This is a genomic window from Bacillus sp. ISL-75, from assembly GCF_018613095.1.
This window is the reverse complement of record NZ_JAGGQX010000012.1, coordinates 15,251-34,476: the sequence shown is the minus strand read 5'-3', so window position 1 is coordinate 34,476 and position 19,226 is coordinate 15,251. Positions and strand designations below refer to the sequence as shown.

The 19,226-nt window shown below is 36.7% G+C and carries 18 protein-coding genes and 1 riboswitch; of the genes, 6 read left to right on the top strand and 12 right to left on the bottom strand.

Annotated elements, in window-relative coordinates:
• Positions 1 to 24 precede the first annotated feature (24 nt).
• Entirely contained in the window at positions 25 to 978 is a 954-nt protein-coding gene (locus tag J7E63_RS05440; protein ID WP_215010573.1) for a sugar kinase, read from the bottom strand.
• 16 nt (positions 979 to 994) lie between these two features.
• On the bottom strand, positions 995 to 1,744 hold the full coding sequence (locus tag J7E63_RS05435; RefSeq protein ID WP_215010572.1) for an IclR family transcriptional regulator: 750 nt from the start codon (positions 1,742 to 1,744) through the stop codon (positions 995 to 997).
• Between the two features lie 618 nt (positions 1,745 to 2,362).
• Between J7E63_RS05435 and J7E63_RS05430 the strand changes: the two genes are divergently transcribed.
• From J7E63_RS05430 to mmuM, 3 genes are all read left to right on the top strand, one after another.
• Positions 2,363 to 3,304: an LCP family protein gene (locus J7E63_RS05430; protein WP_308161917.1), complete on the top strand. Its 942-nt coding sequence runs from the start codon at positions 2,363 to 2,365 to the stop codon at positions 3,302 to 3,304.
• 252 nt (positions 3,305 to 3,556) lie between these two features.
• Positions 3,557 to 3,661, top strand: a riboswitch (SAM riboswitch).
• 83 nt (positions 3,662 to 3,744) lie between these two features.
• Positions 3,745 to 5,154 carry an S-methylmethionine permease gene (gene mmuP / locus J7E63_RS05425; protein WP_215010597.1) on the top strand — a complete coding sequence of 470 codons (1,410 nt, stop codon included), beginning with the start codon at positions 3,745 to 3,747 and terminating at the stop codon, positions 5,152 to 5,154.
• Positions 5,129 to 6,076: a homocysteine S-methyltransferase gene (gene mmuM, locus J7E63_RS05420; protein WP_215010571.1), complete on the top strand. Its 948-nt coding sequence runs from the start codon at positions 5,129 to 5,131 to the stop codon at positions 6,074 to 6,076. The genes mmuP and mmuM overlap by 26 nt, the downstream gene beginning before the upstream one ends.
• Before the next feature lie 47 nt (positions 6,077 to 6,123).
• On the opposite strand, the gene J7E63_RS05415 is transcribed toward mmuM, so the two are convergent.
• From J7E63_RS05415 to J7E63_RS05380, 8 genes are all read right to left on the bottom strand, one after another.
• Positions 6,124 to 8,310, bottom strand: coding sequence for an Ig-like domain-containing protein (locus J7E63_RS05415; protein ID WP_215010570.1), 2,187 nt, complete (start codon positions 8,308 to 8,310; stop codon positions 6,124 to 6,126).
• A 1,441-nt stretch (positions 8,311 to 9,751) separates the two neighbouring features.
• On the bottom strand, positions 9,752 to 10,039 hold the full coding sequence (locus J7E63_RS05410; RefSeq protein ID WP_215010569.1) for a hypothetical protein: 288 nt from the start codon (positions 10,037 to 10,039) through the stop codon (positions 9,752 to 9,754).
• A gap of 161 nt (positions 10,040 to 10,200) precedes the next feature.
• A complete protein-coding gene (locus J7E63_RS05405; RefSeq protein ID WP_251033383.1) occupies positions 10,201 to 10,368 on the bottom strand; it encodes a JAB domain-containing protein in 168 nt (55 codons plus the stop codon).
• A gap of 112 nt (positions 10,369 to 10,480) precedes the next feature.
• Positions 10,481 to 10,654, bottom strand: a complete 174-nt coding sequence (locus tag J7E63_RS05400) for a hypothetical protein (RefSeq protein ID WP_215010568.1) — start codon at positions 10,652 to 10,654, stop codon at positions 10,481 to 10,483.
• 696 nt (positions 10,655 to 11,350) lie between these two features.
• The gene (locus J7E63_RS05395) at positions 11,351 to 12,055 is read right to left on the bottom strand and encodes a ZIP family metal transporter (RefSeq protein ID WP_215010596.1); all 705 of its coding nucleotides are present in this window, start codon (positions 12,053 to 12,055) and stop codon (positions 11,351 to 11,353) included.
• Between the two features lie 455 nt (positions 12,056 to 12,510).
• Entirely contained in the window at positions 12,511 to 12,957 is a 447-nt protein-coding gene (locus J7E63_RS05390) for a lipid II flippase family protein (protein WP_251033382.1), read from the bottom strand.
• Positions 12,958 to 13,214: 257 nt separating this feature from the next.
• Complete coding sequence (locus tag J7E63_RS05385; protein ID WP_215010567.1) at positions 13,215 to 14,120, bottom strand: NAD(P)/FAD-dependent oxidoreductase; 906 nt, start codon at positions 14,118 to 14,120, stop codon at positions 13,215 to 13,217.
• An 89-nt stretch (positions 14,121 to 14,209) separates the two neighbouring features.
• Complete coding sequence (locus tag J7E63_RS05380) at positions 14,210 to 14,611, bottom strand: Rrf2 family transcriptional regulator (RefSeq protein ID WP_215010566.1); 402 nt, start codon at positions 14,609 to 14,611, stop codon at positions 14,210 to 14,212.
• 653 nt (positions 14,612 to 15,264) lie between these two features.
• On the opposite strand from J7E63_RS05380, the gene J7E63_RS05375 reads away from it, so the two are divergent.
• The 3 genes from J7E63_RS05375 to J7E63_RS05365 are packed head-to-tail and all read left to right on the top strand — an operon-like array spanning position 15,265 to position 16,325.
• Positions 15,265 to 15,630, top strand: a complete 366-nt coding sequence (locus J7E63_RS05375; RefSeq protein WP_168241107.1) for a DUF2089 domain-containing protein — start codon at positions 15,265 to 15,267, stop codon at positions 15,628 to 15,630.
• Positions 15,631 to 15,643: 13 nt separating this feature from the next.
• Complete coding sequence (locus J7E63_RS05370; protein WP_214733045.1) at positions 15,644 to 16,033, top strand: SHOCT-like domain-containing protein; 390 nt, start codon at positions 15,644 to 15,646, stop codon at positions 16,031 to 16,033.
• 10 nt (positions 16,034 to 16,043) lie between these two features.
• The gene (locus J7E63_RS05365) at positions 16,044 to 16,325 is read left to right on the top strand and encodes a hypothetical protein (RefSeq protein ID WP_215010565.1); all 282 of its coding nucleotides are present in this window, start codon (positions 16,044 to 16,046) and stop codon (positions 16,323 to 16,325) included.
• Positions 16,326 to 16,515: 190 nt separating this feature from the next.
• Here the strand turns inward: J7E63_RS05365 and J7E63_RS05360 are convergent, their stop codons facing one another.
• Together J7E63_RS05360 and J7E63_RS05355 are read right to left on the bottom strand one after the other, a co-directional pair.
• Entirely contained in the window at positions 16,516 to 17,136 is a 621-nt protein-coding gene (locus tag J7E63_RS05360; protein WP_215010564.1) for a YARHG domain-containing protein, read from the bottom strand.
• 582 nt (positions 17,137 to 17,718) lie between these two features.
• The gene (locus J7E63_RS05355) at positions 17,719 to 19,200 is read right to left on the bottom strand and encodes an amino acid permease (RefSeq protein ID WP_215010563.1); all 1,482 of its coding nucleotides are present in this window, start codon (positions 19,198 to 19,200) and stop codon (positions 17,719 to 17,721) included.
• Positions 19,201 to 19,226 lie beyond the last annotated feature (26 nt).

Sequence of the window (19,226 nt, the reverse complement as noted above, 5' to 3'; positions counted from 1 at the left end):
AGACATTCCCTTCCTTCTTAAAAACTAACGATTGACTTCATCCCTTAAATTTGATTGAGTAAATTGTTTCAATTCAATCCTGTCCGGTAGTCCTTCTATATCACCGTTTATGGTAGCAACCATAGCACCGATTGCGCAGCCTCGTTTCACGGCCTCTCCAATAGATAGGCCATCGAGAAATCCAGAAAGTACTCCTGCAGCAAAACCATCTCCTGCTCCGACTGGATCGGCTACGTTTTTAACTGTAAAACTATCAATATATCCTTTTTCAGCTGCAGTAGAATAATAAGCTCCTTTTTCGCCAAGCTTGACGATCACGGTCTCTGCACCTAAAGCCAGTAAGGAACGAGCTGCTTTTTCACAATCCCTTGTGCCAAACAAAAATTCACATTCACCAATCCCAGGTAAGACAATGTCTGATTTCCCTGCAATTTCTAAGATGGTTGCCCTTGCTTCGTCATCTTCCCACAGCTTCCTGCGAATATTCGGGTCAAACACAACTCTCCCCCCGTTACCCTTAGCTATTTCAATCGCATAAATGATGGTCTCTCTACACGATGGACTTAGAGCGGGAGTAATTCCTGATATGTATAAGAATTTCGCCTGAGCGATATACTCCTGATCAAGATCAGCAGGAGTAAGCTGACTCGCTGCTGAATTCTTTCGGTAATAGTAAATATTAACCCGATCTTGATTGATAATTTCTTTAAAAAATACACCTGTTGGGGCATTCTCGTCCAAAGCTACTCGACTAATATCTACCCCTTCTCCGCGAACGGAAGTTAAGATTTGAGCTCCAAATTCGTCTCTCCCTAACCGGCTAATCCACCCCGCCTTATGGCCAAGTTTTGCTAGCCCAATAAGTGTATTCGTTTCTGCACCAGCTATCTTCGAGGTAAATTGATTTGAATAGCGCATTTTTCCAGGCGTATTTGGGGTTAGTAAAACCATCGTTTCCCCAATGCTTATAACATCCATGTACTCACCTTGTTTCTTATAAAATACATCCGATACTTTCAGATATTTTCTTTGATGTCCAAAGGACGCGTTCCACTACCTCTGCTTTTTGAGCTAGCATTCGTTCTTTTGGACCTGCCACACTAATAGCAGCTTGAATCCTTCGGTCCGCACCAAAAATAGGAGCTGCCACACAATATAATCCTTCTTCATTTTCTTCATCATCAATGGTGTAGCCAATTAATGAATACTGATATAGTTCTTTCTCTAACTCTTCCCTATTGGTGATGGTTTTCGCGGTGATTGATACTAAGTCAACCCGATCTAAGATGCCTTTTCTTTCCTCATCTGCCATATTCGCTAAAAAGGTTTTACCTAACCCCGTACAATAAAGCGGTTTACTGTATCCCGTTTGAGCGGTTGTTCGAATCGATCGATTGCTGTTTATTTTAGTAAGATAGACCAGATCTTCCCCTGACAGCGTTGCCATAAATACTGTTTCCTGAACACTTTGCATTAATTTTTCAAGATATGGCTTCGCTTGAAGAGAAATATCTAAGTTCTCCATAGCCATGGTGCCAATGTGAACTAACTTTGCTCCAAGCTTATATTTCTTCATGCTGTCTAAACTTAAATATCCTTGTTTTAAAAGAGTGGCAATAAGGTTCGATGTGCTGCTCTGCGGAAATGAAAGTTTTTCACTAATCTCTTTAATCAATAACCCATCAGGATTATGGGCTAGTAATTCAAATACCTGGAGAACTCGTTCAGCCGATTTTACCGACATAATCTCCCTCCTTTATTACACATCACATATATGATATCAAATCCTATATGTGATTATTACTGACACATAATAGCACCTCTCAATCTCTCCGTCAACCGGTTAATGCAACCGTTCACAAAAAATAATGACTCCACAGGTGGGTTCCTTTCGGGGACAATCGGGAGATTTGCACACAAAAAGGCACAACTAGTTATTTTTAACTAGTTATGCCCTTTATGCTCCATATCCACACCTTGATCTCCTGTTACCTGTGCACTAAAGCCTAACTGGATTAGTAACTCTACTAAATAATTTTCAAACTCCTATAATTCTATAGGGAGTATATCTAAACCTTCCAGTAATGTAGATGAGATTGAAGGCATGCTGGGAAAACAGCATGGTTTTTTATTTCTTCACCGGGGCGTGTCAGGCACGATGTAATCCGAATTTCAAAAAAATGTAACCTAATATTCAAAAAGATGTAAAGTAATTATGGGATAATGACTACTTTAAGGGTTTGTTAAAAAAGATCGAAACTCCTTCTTTTTCTGTTTAACTCTTTCAGAAACTGGAGAAGCGTCCATAATCTAATAGATACATATGAATATTGTGTAAATTAATTATTATTCAGCCTAGGTGGTGCAAAGTTTGGTACGGACGAGAAAGAAAAGAAAAAGAGTAAGATGGGGTAGATTATTTAACGCCCTTCTTCTCATAGGTATCTTTATGGTTGGTCTTTTTACTGTATTTCAGTACATAGAAGGAACTATAAAAACGCTGAACCAACCACTTAAAAAAGTGGAAGCAAAACATTCTTTTCAAGGGGAGAAAAATAAAATAGATGAAGTAAATGTTCTATTATTAGGAAGTGACTCCCGCGGAGAAAAACAAGCTCGAACTGATACGATCATGATTGCACATTATGATCAACACACTCATAAGGTGAAACTTATTTCCCTAATGCGTGATATGTATGTTTCTATACCTGGACATAAACCACAAAAATTAAATGCAGCTTATACATATGGAGGTCCAGAATTACTGAAGGAAACCATTAAAGAAAATTTCGGGCTAGATATTCATTATTATGCGATAGTCGACTTTAAAGGATTCGAAAAAGCGGTCGATCTCCTCGTTCCAAATGGAATTGAAGTAAACGTACCATATGAGATGTCTTCTGGCATAGGAATGAAGTTAGAAAAAGGAATGCAACAACTGCATGGTAAAGAGCTGTTAGGATATGTCCGTTTTCGTCATGATCGTTTAAGTGACTTCGGACGGGTACAAAGACAGCAAGAAGTGATCTCAAAATTAAAAGAAAAAGCTGTAAGTCCACATATTGTGGTGAAACTTCCTGAGCTATTAGGTCTTCTAAAAACATACATCGATACAAATATTGATACTTACACACTTTTGACGATTGGAAAAGACATTTTGACTAAGAAAAGTGGAGACATAGAAACAATTCGAATCCCTGAAGATGGCAGTTTTCAAAATAAACGTCTTGAAGAGATTGGTGAAGTATTAGAAGTGGACTTTCAGCAAAATAAAGAAGCTCTTAAAAAATTTTTAGGAGTATGAGAATTGTAACCAAAGTAAAAGTGACGAACTAGAGATTATAAAAATCTTCATAAGTTATGGATTCACGATTACAGTAGAAATTTTCACAGTTCCTGAAGGATACAAAAGCTTAAGTAACGGCGAAATTTTCACTTGAATTTATATTAGATAAGCATAATTATAATATTTTTTGCTTATAAGGTTTTAAAATTTTAAAAAACTCAGAAATATATTGACAATTATTTAATAGATTGATAAAGTTTAAAAAAATATTTCTTATCCAGAGAGGTGGAGGGACTGGCCCTATGAAACCTCAGCAACAGGTCTAATAAGACACTGTGCTAATTCCATCGGGTGTGAAGCCTTGATAGATAAGAGCTACGTTATTATTTGTCAGTAACGCACTCATTTATCTGAGTGCGTTTTTTGTTTTTTCTGGATGTAGGAAAAAGGAGACTATGATGGAGAAGAAAGGCAAGCAAAAATTTCAAAGAAAAATGCAAACACGGCATTTAGTTATGCTATCGCTCGGCGGAGTGATTGGAACAGGATTATTCTTAAGTTCGGGTTACACGATTCAACAGGCTGGCCCGTTTGGGACCATTCTTTCCTATCTGATTGGTGCACTAGTGGTTTATCTCGTCATGCTATGCTTAGGAGAGCTTTCCGTACATATGCCTGAAACTGGTGCCTTTCACAGTTATGCGACTAAATATATTGGACCAGGGACTGGGTATACAGTTGCTTGGTTGTACTGGCTAACTTGGACTGTTGCTTTAGGTTCTGAATTTACGGCTGCAGGATTATTAATGCAGCGATGGTTTCCATCCATTAATGTCTGGAATTGGAGTTTGCTGTTTGCTATTTTGGTTTTTGTCTTAAATATACTGACGGTTAAGTTTTTCGCTGAATCTGAATTCTGGTTTGCGTCTATAAAGGTAATAGCGATTGTTCTGTTTATTGTTGTAGGAGCAGCGGCAATGGTAGGTTTTCTTCCGATGACTCATTCCCAATCGGCACCGTTCTTCTCTAATTTTACAAGTGCAGGTTTATTTCCTAATGGTGCTTTTGCGATTGTCATGACAATGCTTGCGGTTAACTTTGCCTTTTCAGGAACGGAATTAATAGGAATTGCAGCGGGGGAAACAGCAAATCCGGAAAAAGCGATACCAAAGGCTATTCGTACAACATTGTGGAGATTGATTATCTTTTTTGTAGGAACGATTGTTGTATTATCTGCATTATTGCCTACTTCAGATGCAGGAGTATTAGAGAGCCCCTTTGTTGCCGTTCTTGAACAAATTGGCGTACCATATGCAGCGGATATTATGAACTTTGTCATATTAACAGCCATTCTATCTGCTGCAAACTCAGGTCTTTATGCCTCTTCAAGAATGCTTTGGTCACTAGCAGATAAGAATACGATATCACCCATTTTTGCAAAATTAACAAAACAAGGTGTTCCAATATATGCAGTCATTTTTAGCATGTTTGGCGGTGGTTTAGCTTTGTTCTCAAGTATTATTGCACCAGATACAGTGTATATCGTACTTGTATCCATCTCGGGCCTAGCTGTGGTGGTAGTTTGGATGAGTATTAGTGCTTCACAGTTTTTCTTTCGCAGACAATATATTAAAGAAGGAAATTCCGTAAAGGACTTGGTTTATCGTACACCATTCTATCCTTTGGTACCAATCGCTTCCTTTATCCTTTGTCTTGCTTCATGTATTGGAATCGCATTTGACCCCACCCAACGAATTGCCTTATATTGTGGCATTCCATTTATATTGTTTTGCTATGCAAGTTATTATGTAACCCAGAGTTTAAAGAAAAGAGGAGCAGACTATGTCCAACAAAATCAACCCTATTAAGGCTATTTTATCCGAACATTCCATTATGCTACTGGACGGAGCGTTAGCCACAGAGCTAGAGTCGCATGGGTGTAATTTGGACGATCCCCTCTGGTCTGCACGTGTATTACTAGAAAATCCAGAATTGATTTATCAGGTTCATACTGACTATTTTCGTGCTGGGGCGGACTGTGCCATAACGTCAAGCTATCAAGCAACCATTGACGGTTTTTCCAAGCGTGGTATCCAAGAGAAAGAAGCTTTAGAACTAATTAAGAAAACGGTGTTACTTGCGAGAAAAGCAAGAGATGATTTTTGGCAGGAAAATTCACAAACCAATAGACCTAAGCCATTGGTTGCCGCATCCGTTGGCCCTTATGGGGCTTACCTAGCCGATGGTTCAGAGTATGTGGGAAACTACGGTGTTACAGATGAAACATTAATAGACTTTCATCGCACAAGAATGTCAGCGTTGATTGAAGCAGGTGCTGATCTATTAGCATTTGAAACGATTCCTTCCCTGCAGGAAGCAAAGGTATTAGCTTCATTGTTGAAGGAATTTCCAGATACATATGCCTGGCTATCCTTTTCTTTGAAAAATGAGAAAGCGATAAGTGACAGTACGCCGCTGGCAGAGTGTGCGAGAGTGTTTGGTGACAACGAACAAATTGTTGCCATTGGTCTCAATTGTGCACCAGTGACAATCGTAACAGAAGCTATCAACGAGTTGCGAACAAACACCAAAAAACCGATTATTGTTTATCCGAACTCTGGTGAAACCTATAATCCAGAAACTAAAACATGGCATGGTCAAGAATTATGTAATGGGCTCGACTTTAAATCTGAAGAATGGTACCTTGCAGGGGCACGACTAATAGGAGGATGCTGCAGAACAGCACCTCATCATATTGAAGAGATTTCAAAAAAGTGGCGAACTTCTTAATTAAGGTTAATAAAAAAATGGGAAAGGAGTTCAGCTCCTTTCCCATTTTAATAAACCTTTACCGTTCTTGTTGCACTAATTAAACCTTTTGAATCCTTTGCCGTTACAAATAATTTGGTTCCAGCTTTTTGTTTTGGAATGGTTACTTTAAAGTTCCCATAGATATTTGCTTTCGATGTATAAACTTTGGTGCCGATTTTTACTGCGACAACTGCATACTTTTCGGTTTTTCCGGTAACGGAGGTTGAGTAATATCTTACAGAATTCACAACCGGTATATTCGGTGCGACTCGATTAACCGTTAAGGATCGTGCATTACTAACCTTACCAGCTACGTTTGAAGTTACTTTAATTGAAGTACCGCTGGTTTGAATCGGGATGGCCACTTTAAAATTGCCAACACTATCTGCTTTGACGCCGTAAGATTTTGTGCCAATAAGAACAGATACAACAGCATACTTTTCGGTTTTTCCTGTAACCGTTGCCGCTTTATTGTTGACTATGTTAACAACCGGGACATTCGGAGCAACCCTAGTAACCTGCATTTTCTTCGGTAAGCTGATGTTTCCTGCTGCGTCCTTCGCGGTGATGCTCAATTCCACGCCGCTGTTTTGAGTAGGTATCTTGACTGTGAACTTTCCATAAGAGTCAGCAATGCCGCTATATGATAACGTCCCTGCTTTCACGATAACGGTGGCTGCTTTTTCGGTTACCCCTGTTACTGTGGTCGATTTGTTTGTTACCGTATTAACCACCGGAATATTTGGAGCAATTCTTGTAACTGCCACCTTTTTGGACTTACTTTGGTTCTGTGCGAGATCGGTTGAAGTAACGGAAATTGCCGTTCCACTAATTTGAACCGGGATTATTATTTTAAAAATTCCATTCAGATCAGCAGTGGCGCGGTAAGTTTTACTACCTATAACGGCTTTAACAATTGCTCCGGCTTCAGTTTTCCCTGTGATTTCGACTGCTTTATTGGTAACTGGATTAACTGATGGTTCTGACGGTGGAGTTCGATCCACCACGGTTTCAATCGTAGCTCCGCTAATATTTCCGGACTTATCTATTGCGTTCACAAGTACTTCTGTATCTGCCTTTAATTTTTCAATCGTTATTGAAAAGTTACCATTTTCATCTGCTACATCCGTACCAAGTGATTCACATTTACCATCGACCATTACTTTAACGGTTGATAATGGCTCCGCTGTTCCGGTGATTTCTACTGAGCTATCAGTCACTTCATTTACGACAGGGGCTTCTGGTGATGTTTCATCCACCGGAGGAACCGTATCGACCTGTTTCTCGATATAAGCCGATGAAACATATCCAACGTAAAGTCCATCGACTGTTTTCACTGGGAACCAGACAAATTGATTTCTGCTTGTTTCAGTCTCATCAAATTCAAATGGACCCTCAATGAGTAATGGTGTATTGATTGGCAATACCTTTTCAACACACGGTGCACCTGGTCCTTTTCGTAAGTTAACCTTATCCTTTGTTGTAATCACTCGGTCTCCTTCAGTTAATCGGATCGTTGTCTCATGAACACCCTGTACGATATATTCGGGCTGTAGAAATTCAATAAACTTATCAACGTATTTGAAATCCTTCACTTCAAATGGATACCTTTCTAAGAAGGTATCGTCCAAGTAACTTTCTTTTTCGATTTTTCCGAAAACTAATTCTTGATAGGCTTCATGATTAATTTCTCCCGTTTCTTGGAATAGAGGACTATTCACTTGCACGACCCCATTGTACGCCATGACAGGAAAATACCAATTTTCAATAATGTCTCTTCCTGCTCCTTTGATGTGCGGAAGCGTAGTCAAACTGGCCTTGTAATTGAGAATACGTACGCCTGTTTCGATATTGTAAAGAATATCATTCTTTAAGCGCTCTTGCTGTTCATCTGGTAATGTTGTATCTGTGATTTGCATAATCCCAATTCCCTTGTCATTCGAGATGTACGGCTTACCATCGACGAATTGTCTCCAGTCGGATTCTTTTGTGGCAATCCCTTTTACGACTTCAGGCGGAATATCCGCTTGGATTGCAGCGTTTGTCAACAAACAATTGATATGTTGGTAAGTTGGGTTTTCATTTGGTTTAATGGCACCATATTTTGCACAATTCAATGACCAATCTGTTTCCGATTCTGCTGCCGCTTTCCCATGAAACAAACTGACCATACATGCCGTTAGTAACACTGATTTTACTAAAAAAGATTTCATGACTCCATTTTCCCCAATCTATTTATTTATGTAGTTATCAATCTATTTAACCTTACTTGTCGGTATCTTAGCAATACAACCATTCATGCTACACTTTTGGTATTTGCTATCTGTTATTTTCGATAAACTTTCCTTTCAATAATTATATGATGAACACCCTCTTTTACAGGCACCGCAGGAAATATTAGCCAATTACAAGATGGACACATGCAATCTGTAAAAGAGTTTAATGAAGAAACACAATTCCAGCAACCAATAAAAGGAATAAGTATATACCATTTTCAAAATCTCTCTATTGTTTCTTTGTTCTTTTTTTATTCAATTAATCCCCTCCAAAACTAGCAAATACATCAATCATAATCATTTTCATTTCAGCTAACACTTTCATTCTACCATTTTCCACCAATAAGCACTCTACATATTCAACAAATGACGATAGAATTCTTCCTAATTAAACGTTTGATTGAAAGTGCCACAAACCCTTTTGAAAAAAGAACCTTAGTCTCAATTCAAGAGATTTTTCTTGTCGAGGAAAAGCTCTGCTTTCTTCTCAAATACTACAAAGCTAGCCAATAAAAATGACTTTCTACAATCATCGACGGGTTCTTCCAAGTTGGCATGTTAATCAAACGATTGTGTAAAAATAGGATAAATCCCGTTGTTTAAAGCTTTCCCTCTGGATTAAGGTAAAATAATTGTCGGTGATCGACTAGATTTTAATAGATTATTCCTCCAGATTAGCAATAATGATCATTTTCGTCTAAATACTGCATTCTTTGGCAAATACCTTGTTTTTCTCCTTTTACACAAACGATTGGTTAAAACTCGCCTCAGCACCCGTCATGACTGGACTTATCACTTCAAATGCGTGAAAAGACTGTCGATAGCTGTCTCCAACCATGCCTTTTTTAAAAAGGAACAGGTGGGCAGCTGAATTAGAATTTCTCCCCAGTCAAATATGTGGCCTTTTACTGAGTGTCCTCTAGTAAACCTAGTTACAGAATAAATATAGGTGGTTATCAAAAGGAGAAAATTGTATTTGGTCAGGGGTTCCAATCCGCTTAATGAGAAAAGATACAACGAATTTCCAATTATAACCCAGCAAGTGTCGTAAGTTTTGTAAATTATGTAATAAGTGTCCGATTTTATGTCGTAAGTTTCGTAAATTATGTAATAAGTGTCCGGTTTTATGTCGTAAGTTCCAAAATACTTCAATTATTCGCTGATAAGTTACTTAGTTGGACTAATATCCACAGCTTTAAGCCCCTCAGCTCCCGCATATTCGAAAAAGAGGGAGTTTCTTTGCGCAAGTTAGGATTTTGTTTGCGAAACTATACGATTTGTTTGCGAAACCGAGCTATTTGTTTGCGAAACGACACCATTTGTTTGAATAAATCCATACGTTAGTCATAAATCATTTTTCGAACAATCTAAAGTACCATCATTTCGTATAGGTTTTATCTACCTTCATTGTTGTAATTAGCAATTGAACTGTAATGATTAACATTAAAATCAAAATTACAGCGCTCATATAGTATTGAATATTAGGTTTATATCCATATTTACTGAATAGAAAAAAAGATAAGATAAACAAAAAAGATAAAAACAGCTCAAAAATTAATGTAATAATAAAAAAGAGTACATAAGGAATAACAATCTCTTTGTGAGAAACGTGTTTTAAAGTTAATCCCTCCCAACATAAGTCTGCTAATTTATTTATTTTCCTCATTGGTACCACTCCTATTAATTCCAACTCAAATCAATTGCGTCAATTAAAGAATATATAAATATGACCAATTATTTCCTTATTACTGGAAAAATAAACTATTATTTTTCATTTATTATATTTGCGTTGGTTTTATGGTGGTACCTCTAATTTAAAAATAGATATTAATACTGATCAATATTTTTATTGCACTTAATAAACATTTCTTGATTATGAAAAAGAAAGGGGGAAAGGGAGCTAACAATAATATGGTCAAGGACTTCAATTCCCATGATTTTTCCAGCTTCAACAAGCCGCTTTGTTACTTCTAGAACACTAGCACCATTACGCATTTTTGTATTGCTCTAAAGGAACTTTAAGCATAACAAAAAGGCTTCACGCGGAGCGAAACCTTTTTTGTTAACAGAGTTCATATTATTCTAATCTTGATGTAAATTAAATATTCTAGCCTACTTTACTTCCTTCTATTGCATGTTGCCAACTTGGGTAGTAATACAAAGCACTCCGCATTAAATCAGGATAAAGTTGTTTTACCTCTTTTTTACGTAGAGAATTACCTTGGTTCTGTAACTTCTGGATCTGAGTAATGACTTCCTTTGATGTGAATGGAACATCCATTTTTCATTCCTCCCTTTCCAAGTTATCTTTACTATTTTCCCCTTTGGCTAACAATATAAAACCCGAAAACAAAACTTTGCACCAAAAACTCCTTTTGCGTTCATAAAATATTGCTTTTTTTAGTGAGTACAAGGAATCCTTATATTTCTTATTTTGCTTGAAACTCCACAGGGACTATCCAGGCACACTTTCCTGGATTTACCTTGTTTATCCCAAGAATAACATATTTAGGGATTTTCTGTTGTTAATTTATCCAGTACTATTGGTTTGTAGGAGAAGAAGTTCACTCCAGCACCAATCGATGAAATTACAAACTTCGACCATTTCCCTCAAGTTTTCCTTTCAATTAAACGTTTGATTAGAATGGATGCATTCCTTGATAAATATGAATCAGCCTTCTCCAAGGCATAAATAAATTGTTGAAAAATGGTCTTAAAATTGGAGAAAGAACAGTCCAAACCACTTTTGTCATTAATCGACGCCGTTCGATTAAATTCTATTTAGGCTATACTATTCAATCGTTTAGTTAAAAAGGCTACAAGTACTGATTTATAAGTACTTCCCCTTCGAAGCAAGAATGAAATTTGTTGAGAACCAGAAGTAAATTCCGCAGGAAATAACCCAACTTTCCACAAAAATTGATAGATTTCTATTAAACTTACATAATTCCATTAATTGCCCGTCTTTTCCCTATATTTAGATTGACAACTCAATAATAAAAATCATCGTTAATAGTCCAATGACAAAAGAAAAGGTTGCCGATCGTTCGTTTCCATCTCCATGGCTTTCAGGAATTAACTCTTTATACACAACAAAAAGCATGGCTCCGGCTGCAAATGCTGCTAGTCCATATGGTACGATATTAAGGAATTGGTCAGTTAAATGGATTCCAAGAAAAGCTGATACAAACTCAATAGCTCCTGTAAAAGCAGTATATAAAAAAGCTTGTACTTTAGGAATACGATTAGAAACTAAAAATAAGCATACAAGAAATCCTTCCGGTATATTTTGAAGTCCAATTGAAAAGGAAACAAGGGATCCTAAACCCTCATATTTACTAGCATAGCTGACTCCTACTGACAGTCCCTCTGGTATATTATGTATAGCCATAGCAGCTATTAATAGAAGTGGCCTTGCTTGTCCAGAACCATGGGTTGAATGGTCAACTTCTTCATGTGGTAAGATAATTTCTAATATGGTAAGCATAGCTGTCCCGAGTAAAATCCCTAAAGTTAATACGAACATGTTTGAAAGCTTTAAGGTAGAAGGAATTAATGCATAGGTAGACGCTGCAACCATAATCCCTGCACTATATGCCAATAAATTATCCTTAACGCGGTGCGATACATTGTTTAATAACAAAGCAGGCCCCGCTCCAACCGCAGTACATAATGCACTCATAATTATTCCTAAATTGGTCCCCACAAAAAACCACCTTTAATCATTTTTTATTGCATTATATGTACAACCACTGTAAAAAAGACAGGTTTCAATTAACCTAAAATCATAGACGATTAGCCTTACTTCCTACAGAAGTAAGGCTAATCGTATTTCGTTGTAACAATATTCAAAAGCATATTGTTGTTTTTAATGAACCATATGCGTGAAGATGTGCTCCCCTTTTGTGTTTTGACAAATATCTACTTACTCCATTTTTACTTCCAGGGGTAGTGTCAGGAAAATGCGGATTTACAACGTTAAGGAAAATCGAATATTAATAAGCCCAATTCCTCTATATTATAATAGAGAAATTGGGCCCCTTTTCGTTACTCCATTAAAGCGCCCTATTCTTGAATAAACCACATCTTATATCAGATAGCATATTAAGGGAAATCAGTCTTTCGAACCTGATTTTTTCAATTTAAGTACGTAAATCTTGGTAATCTAATACACGAAAAAAACCTTATCATACCATTTCGATTAAAGTATTTAAAAAATAATGCCATTATAGAACCATGTTGGTTTGATAATTGAACAATTGCACGAGAAAAGACATTGATGAATGTTGGAAATAAAAGTATTCCAGATAATACTCCAATAGATGTTACCCCGATTAAAATCCTATACTGCCCTTCTAAATAATTTAAATCCGGCGACTTTGCAATAAGTTTTGCTGTGAGAGGTTGTTGAATCATTGTTGAAAGCCTTGACACAATGACAAGTGTACTAAATAAAGAAACTGCGGTTGCAATTAATTTTACCCTTGCACCAGAAATCCTAGTTGAATAGGCTAAAGTCTCAACCATTGTTATTATCAATAAAAGTAAAGATATGATAATCAGCTTACCCGTAATTAGTTCCATAAAAAGCCCCCTAAAAGTACCTTCTTTTACTATTTTCCTTCGATTGTCCTATCCTTTAATAACAATTATTTCAAATTTCCATCATTTGCACAATCCGTTACTCAAGAATCTGGCCCTAAAATGAAAAATGAGCGCTTATCCTTGTTCCAGGATAGCGCCCGATTGTTGAAGATCAAAGGCTGTAGAAGCTAGCTCGTACTTTTTTTAACTCTCAAACTCGTTGTCCGAATAAGAAAAGGCTATTATTATTACCATAATCAAAAACGTTCCATAGTTAAATCAGTATTTACGGAAACTGCAGCTTTATTACCATCGGCAGCAGAGATAATTAATGAGGAAGGTCCGGATTTTTCAGTTTCTCCAGCAATATATATATTTTTTTGTGTTGTTCTACCAACACCATCTGTTACAACTGTTCCATTTTCTTGTACTTCACACCCAAGCTTTTCAGCAAATTGATTGGGGCGATAAAAAGATGGAACAACAAACCCACCTGATCTTATGATCGTTTCTCCTGATATAAATTCAATTTTTTGTAGATAACCGTCATCACCTATTAAGTTTTTTATCGGCTCCGATTTTATTTTGATACTACGTTTGTGTAACTCTTGAACTCCTTCTTTAGATAGTTCAACTCCATTTGTTATGACAACTAAATCCTTCGACCAGTTATAAATTAATTTTGTCATATGCACTACATGCTCTTCTTTTTCTGCCATAACAATTAATGGCTTATCCCTTAGCTCCCAACCATCACAATAAGGGCAGCTAAAAAGGCTTTTTCCGTAAAAATTTCTTACATCTTCGATAGAAAAAACCTCTTGAATACCAGTGGCTAATATAATCTTTTCTGTAACAAATTCCCGACCATCCGTGGTTTTGGCGATAAATAGTTCATTAGCAAAATCTTTGATTATTTCAGTAACCGTTGTATTAAAGTAGGATACAGATGGATATTTTTTCATCTCATTTAATCCGATTTCTTTAAACTCTTGTGGTTTAATACCATCTCGAGTAATAAATCCATGTGACTCATGTGTAACTCTATTCCTATTTGTTCCATTGTCAAATACAGCAATTTTCCTTCTAGCTCTTCCTAAAGTTAAACTTGAGCTTAATCCAGCTGGTCCTGCTCCAACAATAATACAATCATAAATATTCATATCTCTTCACCCTTTACTTTTTAATTATTATCGACTAATTAACGACTTTATAACTCTTTAATATCTATAATGGGAGTAAAAAGCGTGACTTATGGAGCCACTGCCATTTGTTTTGCTATATCAACTATTTTTTGGTGTTTTAATTCATTCAACATCTTTTCTTCTGCAGAGATCATGACCTGTTGTATCAAACACTCAGGATTATGACCTAAACAATAGTCAAATAATGATGTTGGACCTTCAATTGCCTGAATAATATCTAAAAAAGATATACTCTCCCAATTAGGTCTTAACTTATACCCACCATTAGCACCAGAAATTGATTCTACCATTCCAGCCTTAACAAGCTTAGTCAATATTTTGGACAAATACGTAGTAGAAACCTCTTGACGTTCAGCAAGTTGATGCACACCTACATGTCTCTCAGGAGTAGCAACTGCTAGAAATAACATCGTATGAAGTGCATAATTCGTCGCTTTTGAATATTTCATCTTTATAGTTCACCCCAATTAGAGATATTACGAATCCACTATATCTACTTATTTATTTTAAGTCAAGCTAATTGCATTTTCTAATTACCATATATAAAGCTCTATTCGGGACCTATAATCGTTCCTAAACAATCTGGCCCGATTACTGAATATCAGCACTCTCCAGCTATTCCCCAAATTAAGGGGTAATCCCAGCGTCCGTACAATCAGAGGCAAAGTAACTTTCCTTGACTTCGCCCCATGGATAAATCCAGGGGATTCTTTTTTAAACCTTCATCAAAGCCGCCTTTCGGCCGGAGCTTCAAGGTCTTACTACTTCTCCAGTTCATTACGACATGTAGTAAAAACCACATACCGCAGCCCAATCATAGGCACTACGCCACTGCCCTTTTAGCCTCATTGTGCGAGACAATGGGAGCTAAAAGGACTCGGCGATACTTTGTATCTTCTATTTTAGGTAGTTCCTGAAGAAAGGGGTTTTACGCCACTATTTGATAAAATTAAAAATCACAAAATTAGTTGAATAAAAACGCCGAATTAATAATATTGATTTACTGATTAATTATTTTAATGTTTTTGTTAATTATATTAAGTTTCCTTATTTACTATATAAATTTCTTGATATATAATCAAATAAAAGAAAGGAATTCATTATGGCCTATCAAGTAATTACAAATTGTCCCGTCTGCAGCAAAACATTGAAGATTACGAAGTTGCATTGCTCTCATTGTCACACGACGATTGAAAATGAATTTGAATTATCCAAGCTGGCGTCATTATCAAAGGATCAGCTTCATTTTGTGGAAGTATTTTTAACATGCAGAGGGAATATCAAAGAAGTTGAAAAGGAAATGGGGATTTCGTATCCAACGGTTCGAGGCAAGCTAACGGACATCATTTCATCCCTTGGATATGGGCAGAAGAAGAAAAATGAAGTAGACGAGAAAAAGGTTGTCGCCATGTTGGAAAATGGCGAAATCACTCCTGAAGAAGCCATTAAGCTCTTAAAAGACGAATAGGGAGGAATTTACCATGAGAGAAGAAATTGCAAAAGTATTAACAATGGTCCAAGAAGGAAAAATTGATGCAGATAAGGGATCAGAACTTATCCAAGTATTAAAAGAGAAAGAAGAAGCAGGAAGTAAGCTAGTAGAAAAACCGACTAAATATTTAGATAAAACATTAAAAATTCGTGTGGTATCAGCTGAAAATGATAACGTCACGGTCAATTTGCCCATAAAACTTATCCAGGTAGTATTAAAGGCTGGACACAGCATCGCAGCGAGTATTCCTCAATCAGAAAAATATGTAAAGGATCTAGACATAAACCTGATTATTGAAGCAATGGAAAACGAATTGGATGGCCAAATTGTTGATGTTAAATCGGCAAACGGAGATACCGTTTCTGTCATCATTGAATAGTGAGTTGCTTATGCTGCATTTAAAAGTGAAAGCAAAAGACGTTCGGCTCACCATCCCCATTCCATATGCCATTTTAAACATGGGTATATCAATTTTGTCTTCAAAATTGCTTCATCACCATGCAAACAAATGGACAAAAGAGCACTTCGAAAAAAAAAAACTGGACTTTACCATTCCACTGATAGACAAAGAAACGCTAAAGCCAATCGTAAAGGAACTGAAAAATCATAAAGGGATCGTGCTGGTAGATGTCAAAGCTAAAGACGGTACTGAGGTGAAGGTTACCCTATAATGTTTTATAGATTACACCGGTCACTGACCGGCTTTTTTATTTAACTCATAAATTTATAATTTATATACCTTATTGGATTCTTACACAATCAAATTGGATATTCCTACATATGAAGCAAATCGCTAATACGACTTAAATCACGACCCAAGTGAAGATTAATCACTTGGGTCTTCCTAAAAAAAGAAACTCACTAAAGACTGTCCTCTCTCACCTTTATGAAGTCTACATTTTCTTTTTCTACTTCATTTAAAGAGCCATCAAAGGAAGGGTCTGGATGATACCATGACTTACTTGAAAAATATGTTTGCAGATCCTGTGATTTAAAGCCATACCCATGACGTGCATAGATTTCATTTCTGGCTAAACGCAGCTGCCCTTTTGTAAGATTAGCAATGTCTTCTTCACTCACCACCCTCTTATCACTAGCAGGCAAAATATGATCTGAAGAGGAAAGATTTGAACTTTCATGACTTTTTTCTTTTGTTGAATAGTGATCATGACTAGATTGATCTTTATTTTCTACAGCTTTATCTTTTGATTGATTAATCGTTTTGGTGGCTGCTACATTCGATTTAGGTCCAGGCTTATAAAAATCTTTAACCATTAAGGTAAAGCTTATGACGAGCAGCAAACCGATAATCGATCCGAGTCCTACTATTAATCTCGTTTTCGAACGATTTTTCTTTATTTCCATGCGCGTTTTTAAGGTTGAGGGCATGTTCTTATTATCTTGTGCAACCCTCGAACCACAGTTTGTACAGAAATCTACTAGATTCATATATTTTTCACCACAATTTGTGCAAAAATCCATTTGAACATTCCCCTTTCTATTGAATATTCCTTAGTAAAGGACATCCAAAATTCTATACTTGCAATCATACATATTATAGAACAAAAAGAGGTTGGAATTATTTCAAACAGATTATTCTGATGTGACAGCACCATTTCAGGGCCTATAATTTCTTAAAAATCTCCAGTTAACCTTCCTTTCTACAAGTGGGGGATTCAGCCCACCCAAAAAAAGCGAATTAGAACCCACATTTACATGTGTCTAATCCGCTTTTTATTAGGAGCTGAAAGCCCTCGTTTTCAACCTTATTTCTAAAAAAGAAGAAACCTATTTTTTCATTTCGACTAAAAACTAACGCAAGAAATAAAAAAGAAGCCCCAAAAGTTTACTCAACTTATGAGAAGCTTCCGTTAAAATCCTCGGAAATTCAAAATGTTAGAAATTTACTCTCTTATTCAATACCCATATATATCAAGGCTTTGAGAGCGTTATTACACCATTCCTCCCATACATCAAAATATTGAAATAATAGGGGTCTTCAAGTTACTACTTTGAAAATTTTAAAACAAATGAAAAGAATGCTATGAGATGAATAATAAATACTTAATCTCTGCGGAAATCCGCCTCTTTTAATGGAACCATTTTTGTTTTGTTAACAATTTTATAGCCTAAATAACCCATTAGGAATAGAGGTAGTCCAATATAAGAAACCAATATACCATACCAGTCAACCTTAGGGCCGATAAATGCCACATAATTTGTTCCAAGCATTGCGATTAAACATAATACTGTCGCCAAAATTGGACCTAATGGGAACCACTTTGCTTTATAGGGCAGGTCTTTGAAATCTTTTCCTTGTGCAACATAAGCTTTACGGAATCGATAATGTGTAACCGAAATACTTAACCAAGAGATATAACCAGCTAAGCCAGCAGCGTTTAATAACCAAGAATAAACAGTTCCATCACCAAAAAGGGAGGTAAGGAAGCACAGCATCCCAACAAGGGTTGACATGTATAATGCGTAAATCGGAACACCGCCTTTATTTACTTTTTTCAAGAATGACGGAGCTTTTCCTTCTTCCGCTAATACCCAAAGGACGCGCGAAGCGGCGTATAAAGTGGAATTTCCTGCTGACAGAACTGAAGTAAGAATTACTGCATTCATGGCAGCCGCCGCAAAGGCAAGACCTGCATTTTCAAATACTAAAGTAAACGGGCTCACTGCAATATTATCTAAATCTGCGCTTAATAATTTTGGGTCGTTATAGCTAATTATACATCCAATAATAAAAATCGCTAAAACATAAAACAATAAAATTCTCCAGAAGATCTGTTTCACTGCCTTAGGTAAATTTTTCTCAGGATTTTCACTTTCACCGGCTGTAATTCCGACAAGCTCCGTGCCTTGAAAGGCAAATCCTACTACCATAAATACACTAAATATGGATAACAAGCCGCCTTTAAATGGTGCTTCTCCTTTTGTGAAATTTTCAAAACCGCCAGCATGCCCCTTCAATATTCCAAAGATCATTAATAATCCAACAACAATAAAGATTAAAATGGTTGCAACTTTAATCATTGAAAACCAAAATTCTGATTCACCGTAACCCTTAACGGATAAAACGTTTAGGCCAAAAATAAGTATAAGGAAACTTGCGCTCCAAATAATACCTGGGGCATCGGGAAACCAATATTTCATGATCAATGCCGATGCTGATAATTCCAAAGCAAAAATAATCGCATTATTGTACCAATAGTTCCAACCAACAGCAAAACCCAGTGCAGGGTCGACAAACCTTGAGGTATACGTACTAAAAGAACCTGAAATCGGAATAAAAGATGCCATTTCTCCTAAGCTGCCCATGATAAAATATACCATTATTCCTGCAATTATATAGGCAGCTAAAGCTCCACCAGGACCAGCATCATGAATCGTGGTTCCACTGGCTAAAAATAACCCTGTTCCAATTGTTCCTCCGATAGCAATCATGGAAAGATGCCGTGTTTTAAGCTTTCTTTCTAAATGTCCTCCATACCCGTGTTCGTGTACTGTTTCTTGGGATTTAAGTGCAGTATTTTGCATATAACACCTCTTATTATAGTTATAGT